Annotated in this window: 12 protein-coding genes; 6 read left to right on the top strand and 6 right to left on the bottom strand. The window is 59.0% G+C overall.

Translation table 11 applies throughout. The features are described 5' to 3' along the window. Positions 1-30 precede the first annotated feature (30 nt). A complete protein-coding gene (locus AC5SEM_RS01395; RefSeq protein ID WP_495472014.1) occupies positions 31-1,530 on the bottom strand; it encodes an efflux transporter outer membrane subunit in 1,500 nt (499 codons plus the stop codon). Between the two features lie 275 nt (positions 1,531-1,805). Here AC5SEM_RS01395 and AC5SEM_RS01390 point away from each other — a divergent pair, with 275 nt between their 5' ends. The 3 genes from AC5SEM_RS01390 to AC5SEM_RS01380 all read left to right on the top strand — a co-directional run bounded on the left by AC5SEM_RS01390 (position 1,806) and on the right by AC5SEM_RS01380 (position 4,925). After that, positions 1,806-2,774 carry a LysR family transcriptional regulator gene (locus AC5SEM_RS01390; RefSeq protein WP_102900633.1) on the top strand — a complete coding sequence of 323 codons (969 nt, stop codon included), beginning with the start codon at positions 1,806-1,808 and terminating at the stop codon, positions 2,772-2,774. 410 nt (positions 2,775-3,184) lie between these two features. Next, on the top strand, positions 3,185-3,559 hold the full coding sequence (locus AC5SEM_RS01385) for a DUF6124 family protein (protein WP_495472013.1): 375 nt from the start codon (positions 3,185-3,187) through the stop codon (positions 3,557-3,559). A gap of 224 nt (positions 3,560-3,783) precedes the next feature. After that, a protein-coding gene (locus AC5SEM_RS01380) for an IS3 family transposase (RefSeq protein ID WP_320413090.1) occupies positions 3,784-4,925 on the top strand; the annotation gives its coding sequence in 2 pieces (ribosomal slippage) (positions 3,784-4,045 and positions 4,045-4,925; 1,143 coding nt in all). Between the two features lie 529 nt (positions 4,926-5,454). Here AC5SEM_RS01380 and AC5SEM_RS01375 read toward each other — a convergent pair. Continuing rightward, a protein-coding gene (locus AC5SEM_RS01375) for an IS3 family transposase (RefSeq protein ID WP_495471026.1) occupies positions 5,455-6,638 on the bottom strand; the annotation gives its coding sequence in 2 pieces (ribosomal slippage) (positions 5,455-6,374 and positions 6,374-6,638; 1,185 coding nt in all). A gap of 393 nt (positions 6,639-7,031) precedes the next feature. On the opposite strand from AC5SEM_RS01375, the gene AC5SEM_RS01370 reads away from it, so the two are divergent. Next, positions 7,032-8,006, top strand: coding sequence for a 2-hydroxyacid dehydrogenase (locus AC5SEM_RS01370; RefSeq protein ID WP_495472012.1), 975 nt, complete (start codon positions 7,032-7,034; stop codon positions 8,004-8,006). A 147-nt stretch (positions 8,007-8,153) separates the two neighbouring features. Beyond that, positions 8,154-8,663 (top strand): DUF2165 family protein, encoded by a 510-nt coding sequence (locus AC5SEM_RS01365; RefSeq protein ID WP_495472011.1) that lies wholly within the window; start codon positions 8,154-8,156, stop codon positions 8,661-8,663. Between the two features lie 19 nt (positions 8,664-8,682). Here the strand turns inward: AC5SEM_RS01365 and AC5SEM_RS01360 are convergent, their stop codons facing one another. After that, positions 8,683-9,585, bottom strand: a complete 903-nt coding sequence (locus AC5SEM_RS01360) for a DMT family transporter (RefSeq protein WP_495472010.1) — start codon at positions 9,583-9,585, stop codon at positions 8,683-8,685. Between the two features lie 139 nt (positions 9,586-9,724). On the opposite strand from AC5SEM_RS01360, the gene AC5SEM_RS01355 reads away from it, so the two are divergent. Beyond that, a complete protein-coding gene (locus AC5SEM_RS01355; protein ID WP_186616525.1) occupies positions 9,725-10,600 on the top strand; it encodes an AraC family transcriptional regulator in 876 nt (291 codons plus the stop codon). Positions 10,601-10,926: 326 nt separating this feature from the next. Here the strand turns inward: AC5SEM_RS01355 and AC5SEM_RS01350 are convergent, their stop codons facing one another. From AC5SEM_RS01350 to AC5SEM_RS01340, 3 genes are all read right to left on the bottom strand, one after another. Further along, positions 10,927-13,356, bottom strand: a complete 2,430-nt coding sequence (locus tag AC5SEM_RS01350) for a TonB-dependent siderophore receptor (RefSeq protein WP_495472009.1) — start codon at positions 13,354-13,356, stop codon at positions 10,927-10,929. A 206-nt stretch (positions 13,357-13,562) separates the two neighbouring features. Beyond that, positions 13,563-14,552: a FecR family protein gene (locus tag AC5SEM_RS01345; RefSeq protein WP_495472008.1), complete on the bottom strand. Its 990-nt coding sequence runs from the start codon at positions 14,550-14,552 to the stop codon at positions 13,563-13,565. Beyond that, on the bottom strand, positions 14,549-15,115 hold the full coding sequence (locus AC5SEM_RS01340) for an RNA polymerase sigma factor (RefSeq protein ID WP_034154542.1): 567 nt from the start codon (positions 15,113-15,115) through the stop codon (positions 14,549-14,551). Before AC5SEM_RS01340 ends, AC5SEM_RS01345 begins: the two co-directional genes overlap by 4 nt. Position 15,116: the final 1 nt, after the last annotated feature.

Raw genomic sequence — 15,116 nt, 5'->3', positions numbered from 1 at the left:
GCAGGCTCGCTCCCACATTGGGTTGTGTGTTCAATGCAGGAGCATCGGGGTTTTCGGCGCTTGGGTTTTCTCGGCAGTCGGTATGTCATTGCCGGCACCGAGGCCACCGCCCAGCGCAGTCACCAACTCGGCATGCGCACTCAACCGCGCCGCCTGCACCTGCTGCTGCACTTGCTGCTGCTTGAACAGCAACGTCTGCGCATTGAGCACGTTGAGGTAATCGGTGAGGCCGCGTTGATAGGCGATCATCGCGATGTCGTAGGTCTTCTGCGCCGTGGCCACCGACTCGGCGGCGAAACCTTGCTGTTTGTCCATGGACTCGCGGCGAATCAGTTGATCGGAGATATTCTTCAGCGCATTCACCAGCGTCTGGTTGTAATGCGCCACGGCGATGTCGTAACCGGCGGAGGCCTCACCCAATTCGGCGCGCAGTCGGCCACCGTCGAAGATCGGGAGCGAGATCGCCGGGCCGACGTTGTAGTTGAGTTTCTTGCCAGTCAAAAACTCCAGCGCGCCACCGCCGGTGGCCATGTAGCCGAGGCTGCCGACCAGATCGACGTTGGGGTAAAACCCGGCATGCGCCACATCGATGCCACGCGCCTGAGCCGCCACTTGCCAGCGACTGGCGACCACGTCCGGACGCTGACCGAGCAGTTCGGCGGGCAATGCCGACGGCAGTTTCAACGCTGCACCGAGCGACAGGGTCGGACGCTGCAACAGCGCACCCTCTCCCGGCCCTTTACCCGCCAGCGCGGCAAGTTGATTGCGACTGAGGGCAATCTCCTCATCCAGCGCATCGATTTGCCGATGGGTTTCCGGCAGCGGTGTTTCCGCCTGGCTGACTTCGAAGTGCGTACCAATGCCGCCATTCAAACGCTTCTGCGCCAGATCGAGAATCTGCTGTTGCTGTTTGAGCGTCGCAGCGACGATGTCGCGCTGCGCGTAATGCAGCGACAGTTCGATGTAAGCGCGGACGATGTTGTTCTGCAATTCGAGCTGCGCCAATCGCGCCTCGGCCGCGCTCATGTGCGCCAGATCCACAGCCCGCTCGCTGGCATTGCTTTCACGGCCCCAGAGGTCGAGGGCGTAGCTGAAACCCAGCGCGGCGTTGTTGTCCCAGGTGGTGGTATTGGCCAGCTCGCCAGGGCCATAGAACTGATCGGTCGGCCAGTTGTGGCGTTTGAGCGTCGACTCGCCATTGATCTGCAACGACTCAGCCGCCTCGGCGACGCCGGCCATGGCTTTGGCCTGGCGCACTCGCGCAGCGGCCATGGCCATGGTCGGACTGCCTTGCACGGCGAGGTCGATCCAGCGATTGAGTTGCGGGTCACCGTAGGCTTGCCACCATTGCGCGGTGGGCCAATTGGCGTCACGGGCGGCATGGGCGATGGCGTCGTCGGTGGCCAGTGAATTGGCCTCCAGCGCCTTGCCCTGTGGAGCAATTCCGTCCGTTGAGATGCAGCCGCCAAGACCCAGGGTAAAAGCCAGAACACTGAGCGGCAAAAGCGCTCTGTTGATGCGACGCGGCACAGCTGCGAATTCCTGAGAGAGGGGTAGATCGAGGACCCGTGCAGGAACTGCCGCAGGCTGCGATCCTTTGATCTTGATTCCCTTAAAACAAAATCAAAAGATCGCAGCCTGCGGCAGCTCCTACAGGGATCGGCGCAATTCTATGGAAGGCCCTGTACGGCGATAAGCTGGGATTTCTGTGAATCTTTGTTACGGTTAACGAGATAATCCCTAAGTCGGGGGTCTCGCCCCGGAAACTTCGTGTCACAATTTGCCATCTCCCTTGAGAGCACCCCATGGACACTTTGCAAAACATGCGCGCCTTCAGTTGTGTCGCCGAAGCCGGCAGCTTCACTGCCGCCGCCGTGCAACTCGACACCACCACCGCCAACGTCTCGCGCGCGGTCTCCAACCTGGAAGCCCACCTGCAAACCCGCTTGCTCAACCGCACCACGCGGCGCATCGCCCTCACCGAAGCGGGCAAACGCTACCTGCTGCGCTGCGAACAGATTCTGGCCTACGTCGAAGAAGCCGAAGCCGAAGCCAGCGACGCCCACGCCCGCCCGGCCGGGCAATTGAAAGTGCACACCATGACCGGCATCGGCCAGCACTTCGTCATCGACGCCATCGCCCGCTACCGCAAGACCCACCCCGACGTGACCTTCGACCTGACCCTGGCCAACCGCGTGCCGGACCTGCTCGACGAGGGCTACGACGTGTCCATCGTGCTGGCCAGCGAACTGCCGGATTCGGGTTTTGTCTCGCAACGGCTGGGCATCACCTACAGCATCGTCTGCGCCTCACCGGCCTACGTGAAAGCCAACGGCGCCGCGCAAAAGCCCAGCGACCTGCTCAACCATGCCTGCCTGCGCCTGGTCAGCCCGGTAATCCCCCTGGAAAAATGGGCCTTCGACGGCCCGGAAGGCCAGGAAATGGTCACCATCAACAGTTCGCCGTTTCTGGTGAACTCCGCCGACGCGATGAAAACCGCGATCACCAGCGGCATGGGCGTGGGCGTGTTGCCGGTGTATGCCGCGATCGAAGGTTTGCGTAACGGCACGCTGGTGCGAGTCATGCCGAACTACCGCTCGCAAGAGCTGAACCTGTATGCGATCTACCCGTCGCGGCAATATCTGGATGCGAAGATCAAGACGTGGGTCGAGTATCTGCGTGGGTCGTTGCCGGAGATTCTGGCGGCGCATCAGGCGGAATTGGCCGCCTATGAACTGAGCGGCAGCCTCGCCGGCGTGCGCGTCGCTAACTGATTTTCAACACACCACGAAACGTGTAGGAGCTGCCGCAGGCTGCGATCTTTTGATCTTGATGTTTAAAAATCAACAGATCGCAGCCTACGGCAGAGCCTACAGAAATCAGGGTTTCGCGGATCTTTCCGACAGGTTTTGACGGTTGTCCGTCGGAAGTGCGGTGGCTAGGATTTGGGTGTCGCTGACGCATCAGCGACCGGGTCTGGAAAACCCGATTTCAACTACCAAAGCTCATGGCATACTGCGGCGCTTTTTAGCTCGCAATGTTATGGCGGCTGTGCGCGGGAGGCCCTAGGGCCTGCCGGTTTTGGGAAGTTGGCCGGTTTTTCCAGTCCGCGCACAGCTGCCACCCTATCGTCTGGAAAACGAACAGTGGCGGCTTCACCCAACTTGCCACGAGTATGTTTCCTATGATCAAACCGACACCCAATCCGCCCGAAGCGGAGAACACCACCCCCTACGAATTCCCCGGTTCAAAGAAATTCCACGAAGCCGCCGACCGCGCCCTCGACCACTACCTCAAACCCAACGCCCTCACCCTGCGCTTCCACAAACCCAGCACCATGTTCCAGGTCGCCCCGGAACAGGACAGCGAAAGCCTGCTGGTCCACGCCTGCGAATCACTGGCACAGGCCAGCCTGATGACCAGCGACATCGCCGCCTACATCGACCTGCCGCAACGGCGCACGATTCTGGCGATTCAGCAGATCATCATGCTCGCCGAACTGGCGGTGAATCGCGTGCTGGATAACCACGAAATCCCGCAATCTCCGGCCAACAGCTAAAAGCCCCTCACCCTAACCCACTCCCGGAGGGAGAGGGGACTGACCGTGGTGTTTGGGCGAGTTACGCCGACGTGAAATACCGAGTCGAACTCAGGTTCTGAAACAGATCAAAAGCCCCTCACCCTAACCCTCTCCCGGAGGGAGAGGGGACTGACCGTGATCTGGCTTAATGATTCTGGACACCCCTAAAGGGCGTTAATCTACGCCCAACGACGAGGTGTGATTTGACCAGACGATATTTTTCGACAGATTTCAAACGGGATGCGGCTTGCCTGGTTTTGGATAAAGACTATTCGGTGAGTGAAGCCTGCGAAGCAATGGGCGTGGGCCCTACAGCTCTGCGTCGCTGGGTTGAGCAACTGCGTGCGGAGCGCAGTGGCAAGACGCCTGAGAAGTCCAAGGCCATGACCGTTGACCAACAACGCATCCAGGAGCTGGAAGCAACAATTCGACGGATTGAGCGCGAGAAGGAAATTTTAAAAAAGGCTACAGCTCTCTTGATGTCGGATTCCCTCGATCGGTAAGGCTGGTCGAGGAGTTAAGCGAGCAATATCCAAGATCCGAGTTGTGTGGCGTGTTTGGTATCAACCGCAGCAGTTATTACGAGCGTCTGAAACAGCGGGCGAAAGTGCATGTCGGGCGCGATCGCCTAAAGATCAAGGCTGCCGAATTACATGAGCAAAGTCGCGGCTCAATGGGCGCGCGCAGCCTGTCAAAAGCGCTGTGTAACGAAAAAGAGTCGGTAGGTCGTTACATGGCTCGTAGCCTGATGCGCGAGCTCGGTTTGAAGAGCCAGCAACGGCGCAGGCATCGGTACAAACCCAGCGGTGCGGAGGCGCAATACGCCCCCAATCATTTGGAGCGTAAATTCAAAGTCGAGGCCCCCAATCGAGTGTGGTGTGGCGACGTGACTTACATTTGGGCCGGTACTTACTGGGTTTATCTGGCTGCTGTACTTGATCTGCATGCCCGCCGCATCGTCGGCTGGGCGATGTCCAGAAGTCCGGATTCAGCTCTGACCTGTCGAGCGTTAAAGATGGCTTTCGAGTCGCGAGGACGCCCTGAAAACCTAATGTTCCATTCGGATCAGGGCTGTCATTACAGCAGTAAAGTGTTTCGTGAAACGCTGGCGGACATGCGCATAAAACAAAGCATGAGTCGACGAGGAAACTGCTGGGACAACGCCCCGATGGAGCGTTTCTTTGGCAGTTTGAAATCTGAATGGATACCCAAGGCTGGCTACCGAAACGAAGATGAGGCCAGTACCGATGTATTGCGCTACCTGACCCATTATTACAATCGGATCAGGCTGCACAGTCACAATGGCTACCGAACTCCGGTGGACATGGAGGCCCTGGCGGCATGAAAAAGGGTAAAACCCTATAACCGTGTCCAGTATCGTTTGACCAGATCACCGTGGTGTTTGGGCGAGTTACGCCGACGTGAAATACCGAGTCGAACTCAGATTCTGAAACAGATCAAAAGCCCCTCACCCTAGCCCTCTCCCGGAGGGAGAGGGGACTGACCGTGGTGTTTGGGAGAGTTACGCCGACGTGAAATACCGAGTCGACCCTCAGATTTTGAATCAGATCAAAAGCCCCTCACCCTAGCCCTCTCCCGGAGGGAGAGGGGACTGACCGAGGTGATTGCGAGAGTTACGCCGACGTGCAATACCGCGTTGAACTCCGGCCTTGATAAGACCACAAATCGGCTCCCTCTCCCTGGGGAGAGGGCTGGGGTGAGGGGCAGCAACAACGCAAATCAAAAGCCGAACACCCGTGCTCCTCACCACTCAACAGGATGAGCGTTAGCTCGGCTGCAGCTTTTGATCTGTAAGGCGACGTCGGAAGGCTGAGTGGAGGGATTGATCCGGGCGTGGGAGCGCAGTGCAGTGGTCAACTAATTCCGGACACCTCGATAGGTGGTTCTGACGCCATCGCCCGCTCATAGACGGTCGGTGGCAGATATCCCAGTTTCGAGTGCAGCCGTTCGTTGTTATAAAACCCAACGATGTACTCGGTGATGTCGCGGATCGCTTCAGCATGGTTGGCGTAGTCACGTCGCCATACCCGCTCCATTTTCAAACTCAGGAAGAAGCGTTCCATCACCGCATTGTCCCAGCAATTACCTTTACGGCTCATGCTCTGCTGCATGTCGTTTCTTGCCAGTAACTCTCTGTAAGTTGCACTTGCGTATTGACTGCCCCGATCTGAGTGGGCAATCAAGCCTGGTGGCGGTTGACGCTGCGCGATAGCCAGTTGCATCGCGGTGCACACCAGCTCTGCCGGCATGTTCGGAGCCATCGACCAGCCCACTATCTTGCGCGAGAACAAGTCCAATACTACGGCCAGATACAACCAGCCACTGCGGGTGCGGATATAGGTGATGTCGGCTACCCAGGCCTTGTTTGGCGCTACTGGATCAAATTTTCTGTTCAGTACATTCTCTGCAATCGGCAGGTCATGATTACTATCGGTTGTGTGTACAAACTTGCGCTTCCAGGCTGAACGCAGTCCGTTAGCCCGCATCAATCGACGGATTTTATACAGCCCGACAAGCATGCCTTTACCGCGCAAAGCGTCGCGCAAAGGGCGGCTGCCGTAGCAGCCTCCACTCTCGGCGAAAGACGCCTTGAGTTGCACAAGAACAGGACAACTCTGCCGAACAGGCGCATCGGCACGCTTCTGAAACTCATAGAAGCCTGAACGACTAATGCTCAGCAACCGACAGACATGTGCCACTGAGTAAGCCTTCTGTTGCAGCTGCCGAACCAGTCGATACCTTACTTCAGCTCGCGGGCAAAGAAGGCGGTAGCCTTTTTTAAGATGTCGTTATCCATCTTGAGCTGCCGATTTTCTTGTTCCAATTGCCGGATGCGCTGCTGTTCCGCCGTCAATGGCTTGCCGATTCCGGCCTGCCCCAGTTGCTCTGCCTCGTATTGCTGCACCCAGCGTCGAACGGCTGTCTCACCAATGTTCAGATCTTGGCAAACCTGCACAACGGTCAGTCCCTGATCCTTGATCATCTTCACGACTTGCAGCTTGAAGCTGTCGTCGAATGCCCTGCGTTTTTTAGTCATGAATAACTCCTCGATAGATGTATTTTCCACCTATCGGGGTGTCTGGGGAAATTAGACCACTGCACAGCGACCGTTTGGCGAAGCCAAACACAGCGAGAGGAGGTGCAGCGAAGCAAACCGTAGGCGCTGCGCCCGGATCGATCCCGGAGCGAAGGAACCCCGAGCCCCAGCGAGCGGGCCGCACGTAGGAGCAAGCGTTTTTTTGCTTACTTTTTTTAGGCGTTTGTAAAAAAAGTGAGTCGCCGTCAGGGCGAAACCCTAAGCCGCCGTTACCGAAGAAACGGATATACACACCGAACAACCACAACATGGTCGGCCCAGAGGCCGCCAAGACAACCCCAAGCCAGAAATGTTAGCGTGCTTGGTATCAAGCCCGAACAAGAGCCAACAACGATGAAAAAGACTGTCCTGGCCTTCAGCCGCATCACCCCGCCCATGATCGAACGCCTGCAGCAAGAGTTCGACGTCATCGTCCCCAACCCAAAAGCCGGCGACATCAACGCCCAATTCAACGAAGCCCTGCCCCACGCCCACGGCCTCATCGGCGTCGGCCGCAAACTCGGCCAGGCCCAACTCGAAACCGCGACAAAACTCGAAGTAGTCTCCAGCGTCTCCGTCGGCTACGACAACTACGACCTCGCCTACTTCAACGAACGCGGGATCATGCTCACCAACACCCCGGATGTGCTCACCGAAAGCACCGCCGACCTCGCCTTCGCCCTGATCATGAGCAGCGCCCGCCGCGTCGCCGAACTCGACGCCTGGACCAAGGCCGGCCAATGGCAAGCCAGTGTTGGCGCCCCGCTGTTTGGCTGCGACGTCCACGGCAAAACCCTCGGCATCGTGGGCATGGGCAACATCGGCGCCGCCGTCGCGCGCCGTGGCCGCTTCGGTTTCAACATGCCGATCATCTACAGCGGCAACAGCCGCAAAACCGAACTGGAGCAGGAACTCGGCGCGCAATTTCGCAGCCTCGATCAACTGCTCGCCGAAGCCGATTTCGTCTGCCTGGTCGTGCCGCTCAGCGACAAGACCCGCCACTTGATCAGCCACCGCGAACTGGCCCTGATGAAACCCGAGGCCATCCTGGTGAACATTTCTCGCGGCCCGGTCGTCGACGAGCCGGCCTTGATCGAGGCCTTGCAAGCCAAGCGCATTCGTGGCGCCGGCCTTGATGTATACGAAAAAGAACCGCTGGCTGAGTCGCCGCTGTTCCAGCTCAGCAATGCCGTGACTTTGCCGCACATCGGCTCGGCGACGAATGAAACCCGTGAAGCCATGGCAAATCGTGCACTGGCCAACCTGCGCAGCGCCCTGCTCGGCGAACGCCCGCAGGATCTGGTCAACCCGCAAGTCTGGCGCGGATAAAAAAACACGGGCAAGTGCGTTATCGCACTTGCCCGTTAGTTATGCCTTACACAACTTGAAATTGAACAAAGAAGCCAATTAAACAACAGCATTATAAGCTCTGCCTGCCTGTCGAATAATCGACAAACGCTATGGAGAGCCAATACCTTGAACACCCTGACAACCGACAAACTCATTCGTTACAGCAAAGTCATATTAATGGCTTACATCAGCTTCTTTGGCGTGCTTGTAATGATCCACAACTTTACCGACTACAATTCAAACTACACCTACGTGGCTCATATCCTGAGCATGGACACCACCACCGCCAGTGAATCCATCAAGTACCGGGCCATTGAATCACCGATGATTCATCACCGGATCTACTGGTTCATCATCACGCTGGAAGTCACGTATACCGTGCTGTGCCTGATAGGCACTTATCAGTTATATCGCCACATCGATGCGTCCGCAGAGATATTCCACGAGGCAAAAAAGTTCTCGATCATGGGCATATTGGCAGCCATTTTCATTTATTACGTGTGCCTGCAAACGGTGGGAGTGGAATGGTTCGACATGGACACTTCGCAATCATGGAATGCCAAGGACTGGGCACGGCATATCGTTGATTTCATTTTTCCGGTGATGATTTACATCACTTTGAAAGTCGAGCGCTGAAGTTCAGCGCTCGTTTATTTCAAGCCAACTTTCCCTGTACCGGCGCCACCACCGCTTTCGGTTTACGAAACACCAGTACGTTGCCCAGCATCACTAACACCAGACCGACCAGCGCCGGCGCTGTCCACTGATAACCCTCAGCAAATGCCGAGACGTTCAGCGCCACCACTGGAAACAACACCGTGCAGTAAGCCGCGCGCTCCGGGCCCATGCGTCCGACCAGCGTCAGATACGCAGTGAAACCGATCACTGAACCCGGGATTACCAGATACAGCAGCGCACCGACGTAACGCGGGCTCCAATCCATGTCGAACGGAATGCCCTTGACCAGGCACCACACCGACAGCATCGCCGCACCATAGGCCATGCCCCAGGCGTTGGTGGTCAGCGGCTTGAGACCGGCCTTCTGCTGCAGACTCGAAAGCATGTTGCCCGCCGAGAAACACAAGGTGCCGCACAACGCCAGGCCCAGACCGAGCAAGGTTTGCGGGCTGGCCTGATGCCCGGCCAATTCCGGCCAGAACAACATGCCCAGGCCGAACAACCCAAGCGCACCGCCCATCAGCACATTGCGTGCGATGCGCTGGCCAAAGAACACCCGCGCATTCAGCGCGTTCCACAGTGTTGCGGTAGAAAACACCACCGCGACCAGACCGCTCGGGATCCACTGACTGGCGGTCAGGAAGCACATGAAGTTGACGCAGAACAGACACAACCCCTGCGCCACGCAGATCAGATGCCCACGGCGGTTCATCGGTTGCAGGCGCCGGCTGAGCAGCAACAGCACAAACAGCACCAACGCGGCGAGGCCGAAGCGATAGACGATCGACACCGGAATCGCCACCACGCCCAGTTGCCATTTCAGCGCAATCCACGTGGTGCCCCAGATCAGCACGGTCAGCAAATACAACGACAGGTTCATGGCACACACTCCTCGATAGGCCTTGAGTGTCTGCCCGGGCGGGCGTTGCGCGCTTGCAGATTCTTGCGCTTTTGTCTGGTGGCAGGCTGGCAGCGCGGCGCCTACGGAGTAGGATGCAAGGCGTTGAAGAGAACCGACCATGGCCGCCATCGATACCCTGCAAGTCTTTCAAGCATTGAACAGCTCGCCGAACGCACGCCTTGTGCACAGCGCCGAGCTCGGTGACGGCTTGTCTGCCGCTTTGTGGACCAACCACCACGATGCGCAGGATTATGAAGCGCCGAGCCACCACACCCTGTCCTGCTACATCGCCGGTGGTACCGGCACATTCCGTCGCGATCAACCCGGTCAAAAAGGCGGGCCGGACAAGCTGTGCATCCTGCCGGCCGATCACGAGTCAGGCTGGGTGATCAACGGCGATATCCGCTTGGCGCACCTGTATTTCAGCGCCGAACAATTTGCCCTCGGTTGCGTCACGCTGCTGGATCGCGAACCCCGCGAGATGCAGTTGCGCGAGCAGACCTTTCTCGAAGACCCACAACAGGCACAACGCTTCCGGCAGTTGCTGACGCTGAATTGGGACGAACCCGCCGAGCGTTTGCTGACCAGCAGCCTCGCCCATGAATTGATCAGCCACACTTTGCTCAGTCAGGTCGGCGCGCGTCAGGGTTTGCGTTTGAAGGGTGGATTGGCGCCACACCAGCGGCGGCAATTGGTGGAGTTCATCGACACTCAGTTGGCCGAGCCGATTAGCCTGGGGCAACTGGCCGGGATGTGTGCCCTGTCGGAATACCACTTTGCGCGAATGTTTCGCACGAGTTTCGGCCTGCCGCCGCATCAATATGTGCTGGCGCGGCGCTTGAGCCGCGCGCGGGAGTTGTTGCGCGGGACGGCGTTGCCGTTGGGCGAGATTGCGCTGGCGTGCGGGTTTGCCAGTGCCAGTCATTTCACTAATCGGTTCAAGCAGGTGTTGGGCGGGACGCCGGGTGAGTATCGGCAGGCGTTTTTGCGTTGAGCCCTTTTCCCCTCACCCCAGCCCTCTCCCGGAGGGAGAGGGAGCCGACCGAGGTGTCTGGCGCTATACGTCGACCTGAAACACCGAATCGATTATGGATTCGGTAAAGATCGATCACGTCGGCGGAGCTCTCCAATATCTCCCAATCAGCTCCTTCTCCCAGAAGGAGGCCGACCGAGGTGTCTGGCGCTATACGTCGACCTGAAACACCGAATCGATTATGGATTCGGTAAAGATCGATCACGTCGGCGGAGTTCTCCAATACCCCCCAATCAGTCCCCTCTCCCCCCGGGAGAGGGTTAGGGTGAGGGGCTTTTGATCTTGCCTTAAAACTCCAAAGTGCTGGACAGCGATACCTGCCGCGAATCCCCCATCGACACAAAGAACCGGCTCGCCGCCGAAGTGTAGTAAGTGCGATCAAACAGGTTCTTCACATTGAGCTGAAACTTGACCTTCTGCCCCTCAACCCTGGTGTCGTAAGTGGCAAACGCATCGGCCACGGTATAGCTCGGCAGATCAAAGTCATTCACCGCGTTCCCCGCACGTTCACCGACATACCGCGCCCCGGCGCCGACGCGCAACTGGTCACCGCCGATCACACTGCCGAAGTCATACACCGCCGACAACGAGCCGGAATTCTTCGCCACGTTTTGCAGGCGCTTGCCTTTATAGTCCGGGTCTTCGGTGACTTCGGCATCGGTGTAGGCGTAGCTGCCAATCATGCTCCAGTGATCGCTCAACTGACCGGTCAGGTCCATTTCCAGACCGCGCGAACGCACCTCACCGGCCGCGCTGTAGATCGTCGTCGGGCCTTCGGAGTTGGCCACCAGCACGTTACGTTTCTTGATGTCGAACAACGCAATGTTGCCGGTCACACGCCCCGGCAGATCCAGGCGCGCACCGAGCTCCCACGACTTGGCTTCTTCCGGCGCGATGCTGCCGTCGAGCACGGTGCTGCTGCCGCTCAGCGGGGCAATGGTCGAGTTGGGTTTGAACGATTCGGTGTAGCTGCCGTAGAACGACAGAGCATCGGTGTAGCGATACACCAGACCAGCGCGCGGCACCCACTTCTGCCCGTTGCTGTCGGTGTTGGCCTTGAACGGCACGCCTTTGCCGGCGTACTGGTCGTACTCCTGGAAGCGCCCGCCGGCGACCAGAATCCACTGGTCGTTGAGGTGAATCGAGTCCTGCATGAACACCGAATCGCTGCGCAGTTCATCGGTCTGCGCGCTGTCGGGGGCGCTGACGGTCGTGCCGGCGACTTCGCGGCCATACACCGGATTGAGGTAGCTGAAGGTGGTCAGGCTTTTCTGCCGGATCAGGTCGGCGCGGTAGATCTTGCGGTACTCGTCATCGACGCCGAACACCAGATCATGCTGCATGCCCAGCAGGTTGACCTTGCCTTCGAGGCTGGCGGTGGTGAAGCGGTCGGTGCTGATCGCGTTCTGGGTGCCGTCCATGCTGCGGGTCAGCGTGCCTTTTTTGGTGTCGATGGCGGTCACGCGGACTTGGCTGGCGTCGTAGGTTTCGCGGTTCCAGCTGTAGCCGAAGTGCGCTTTCCAGTCGTCGTTGAGTTCGTGATCGGCTTCAAAGTGATACAGATCCGAACGGCCTTCCATGTTGTTGAACGGTTCGTCCAGACGCTCCTTGCGCGAGATGTCCAGCGGATGATTGGTGCGCGGATCGATCAGCGTGCCACGGTCGAACGGTGTGAGAAATTCGCGGTGCTCGTAGGCGAACAACAGCTTGGTGCTCTCGCCGAACCAGGCCAGCGACGGCGCAATCAGGGTTTCACGATGGGTGCCGAAGTTGCGCCAGTAATCTTCGTCTTCGTGATCGAGCACCATGCGGTAGGCCAGCCCGGAATCGCCCAGCGGGCCGGTGCTGTCGAAGGTGCCGCCGCTGCCGTTCTTGCCCTCGCCGTAAGTCGAGCCGCGCAAGGTCAGCGCATTGTACTGCGTCAGTTCCGGCTTCTTGCTGACCAGGTTGACCACGCCACCCGGGTCTTGAATGCCGTACAGCAACGAAGCCGGGCCTTTGAGCACTTCAACACGATCAACGGTGGCGTTCATGCCTCGGCCCTGCACGATCGGCATGCCGTCGCGCATGATCGAGCCGTTGCGGTTGTCACCGAAACCGCGGGTCATCACCGAATCCTGAGTGCTGCCCAAGGTGTTGCCCTGGGTGATGCCGCTGACATTGGCCAGTGCATCATCCAGATTGCGTGGCGCCTGATCGCGGATCACTTGCGCCGGGATGACGTTGACGGTCTGCGGGATTTCCTGAAGCGAGGCCGAGGAACGCATCACCGAACTGGTTTCCGGCGGCTGGTAGCTCATCGATTCGTCGCGCAGCGAAGTGATGGTGGTGGCACCGAGGTTCAACGCGCCTTCGGTGGGTTTCGGCTCCAGCGCCAGCGTGTGGCTATCGGTGCGGCGGAAGTTGAGGCCAGAGCCACTGAGCAAGCGTTGCAGTGCCTGTTCGGCACTCATCTGGCCATTGACGGCCGGCGCGGTGAGGCCGTACGGCGCTTCGTCGGTGTAGACCACGCTTTGCCCGGTGACGCGGCTGAAGTCACTCAAGGCTTGCGGCAGCGGTTTGGCGGCCAGGGAAAAATTGAACTGCTTTTGCGCCTGGCTGCTGACGGTTTCAGCGGCCAGAGACACGCTTATCGGCAGCAATGCCAATGCCGAAAAACTCAATGCCGACACGCCCAACCACTGTTTGACCGAACCCGATTTTGCCCTGGACTTCATGACTCAATGACCTGTGTAGAACCGCAACGGATGCGAATGACTCGCAGTTTCAGTCACTACACGGATGGGGCTTGGGTTTACCTCACCAACATTTGAAAATTATTTTTTGTGGTGTTCGATCGGGCGCCTTCGCGAGCAGGCTCGCTCCCACATTTTGGAATGCGTTCCCTGTGGGAGCGAGCCTGCTCGCGAAGAGTCCAGCAGCCTCAACGCAAAATAATCAGATGCCCCATCACCTGATGTTGCTCAAACCCCATCACCCCTTGCAAAGAATTCAACACCGCCTGCGGATCCTTGCTCGGAAAACTGCCACTGACCTTGCGCGCCGCCAGTTCATCGTTGAACAACACAATCCGCCCCGGGTAATAACGCCGCAGATCGTCCACCACATCGCCCAGCGTCGACTTGTAATAAGTCAGCCAGCCCTGACGCCAGGCCAGTTGCGCTTCGCTGTCCACCGCGTGAAGCTTTTGCGCCGTGCCTTCGCCGTAAGCAACCTGCTGACCAGCGGTGAGAATCTGCTGTTCGCCGTCGCGATCCGCCGTCACCCCAACGCGCCCGGACAACACCGTGACCTGCGCGCCATGCGGTTGCAGTCGCACTTCGAACTGCGTGCCGAGCACCCGCGCCTCGCCCTTTTCGGCCGCGACCACAAACGGCTCGCCAGTGTGCGTTACCGTGAAAAAACCGGCACCACGACGCAACTGAACATGTCGCTCGCCCTGACTGAAATCCACGGCAATCGCACTGTCGCCATCCAGCGTCACTTGCGATTGATCAGCCAGCGTCACCGTGCGGATCTCGCCGGGCGCCGAGACATAATCGGCGCCCAGATCATCGATCCAGCGCTGCGGCTGCCAGCCGGTGCCGAGGCTGACCATCAGCAAAAGACACGCCGCCATCGCCAGCGCCCCCGACCAACGCAAAAGCTGCGGACGACGCGGGCGATCCATCGCATCGAGATAGCCCTGCAATGCCAAGGCCTCTTCATCGGCCAGCGTGCGCGCAGGGCTTTCGCTCAATTCCCAGACCACCTGCGCCTGCGCGTAAGCCTCGGCATGCGCCGGATCGGCACGCAGCCATTGACTGAAGGTCAGTTGATCGCCGGCACTCGGCCGGTCATGCAACAGGCTCAGCCAGGCAAACGCAGCCTGCTCTTGCGCGGGCGTCGGAATAATGGAGTCGGATGGCTTCACGGTGCTTTCCCTGGCAGGCGTGGCGCGGGTTCGCGCAGGCTGGCCTTGCAGGCCTCGAGGGCGCGCATCATATGTTTTTCCACGGCACTTTGGGACAAGCCCATGGCCTTGGCGATGTCCGCGTATTTGCGGCCGTGGATGCGATTGAGCAAAAAGATCTGTCGGGTGCGCTCGGGCAAGGCGCGCAACGCCGCTTCGACATGTTTCAGATCATTGCCCGCTTCCAGCGCCGCTTGCGGTTCGCTGCCGTGGCTGTCCGGCGCGTCCGGTTGCCAGCCCTCGTTGACCCGCGTGCGCGTGCCTTCGCTGCGCAGATGATCGATGGCGATGTTGCCGGCGCAGCGCAAAAGATAGGTGCTGAGTTCTTCGACTTGCACCAGCGGCCGCCGCCAGAAACGCAGAAACAGGTCCTGCACCAGATCCGCCGCCGTCGCCCGGCAACCGACCCGGCGGTTCACCAGCGCCTCCATCTGCGAACGCTGGGACAGAAACACCTGGAGAAAATGCGCACGCGCCCCGCGCGGCTCGTCGTCGCGGGATTCCGGCGGCAGACCGATCAGCACG

The organism is Pseudomonas sp. CH61 (assembly GCF_059429415.1).
This window is presented reverse-complemented; position numbering and strand designations above follow the sequence as displayed.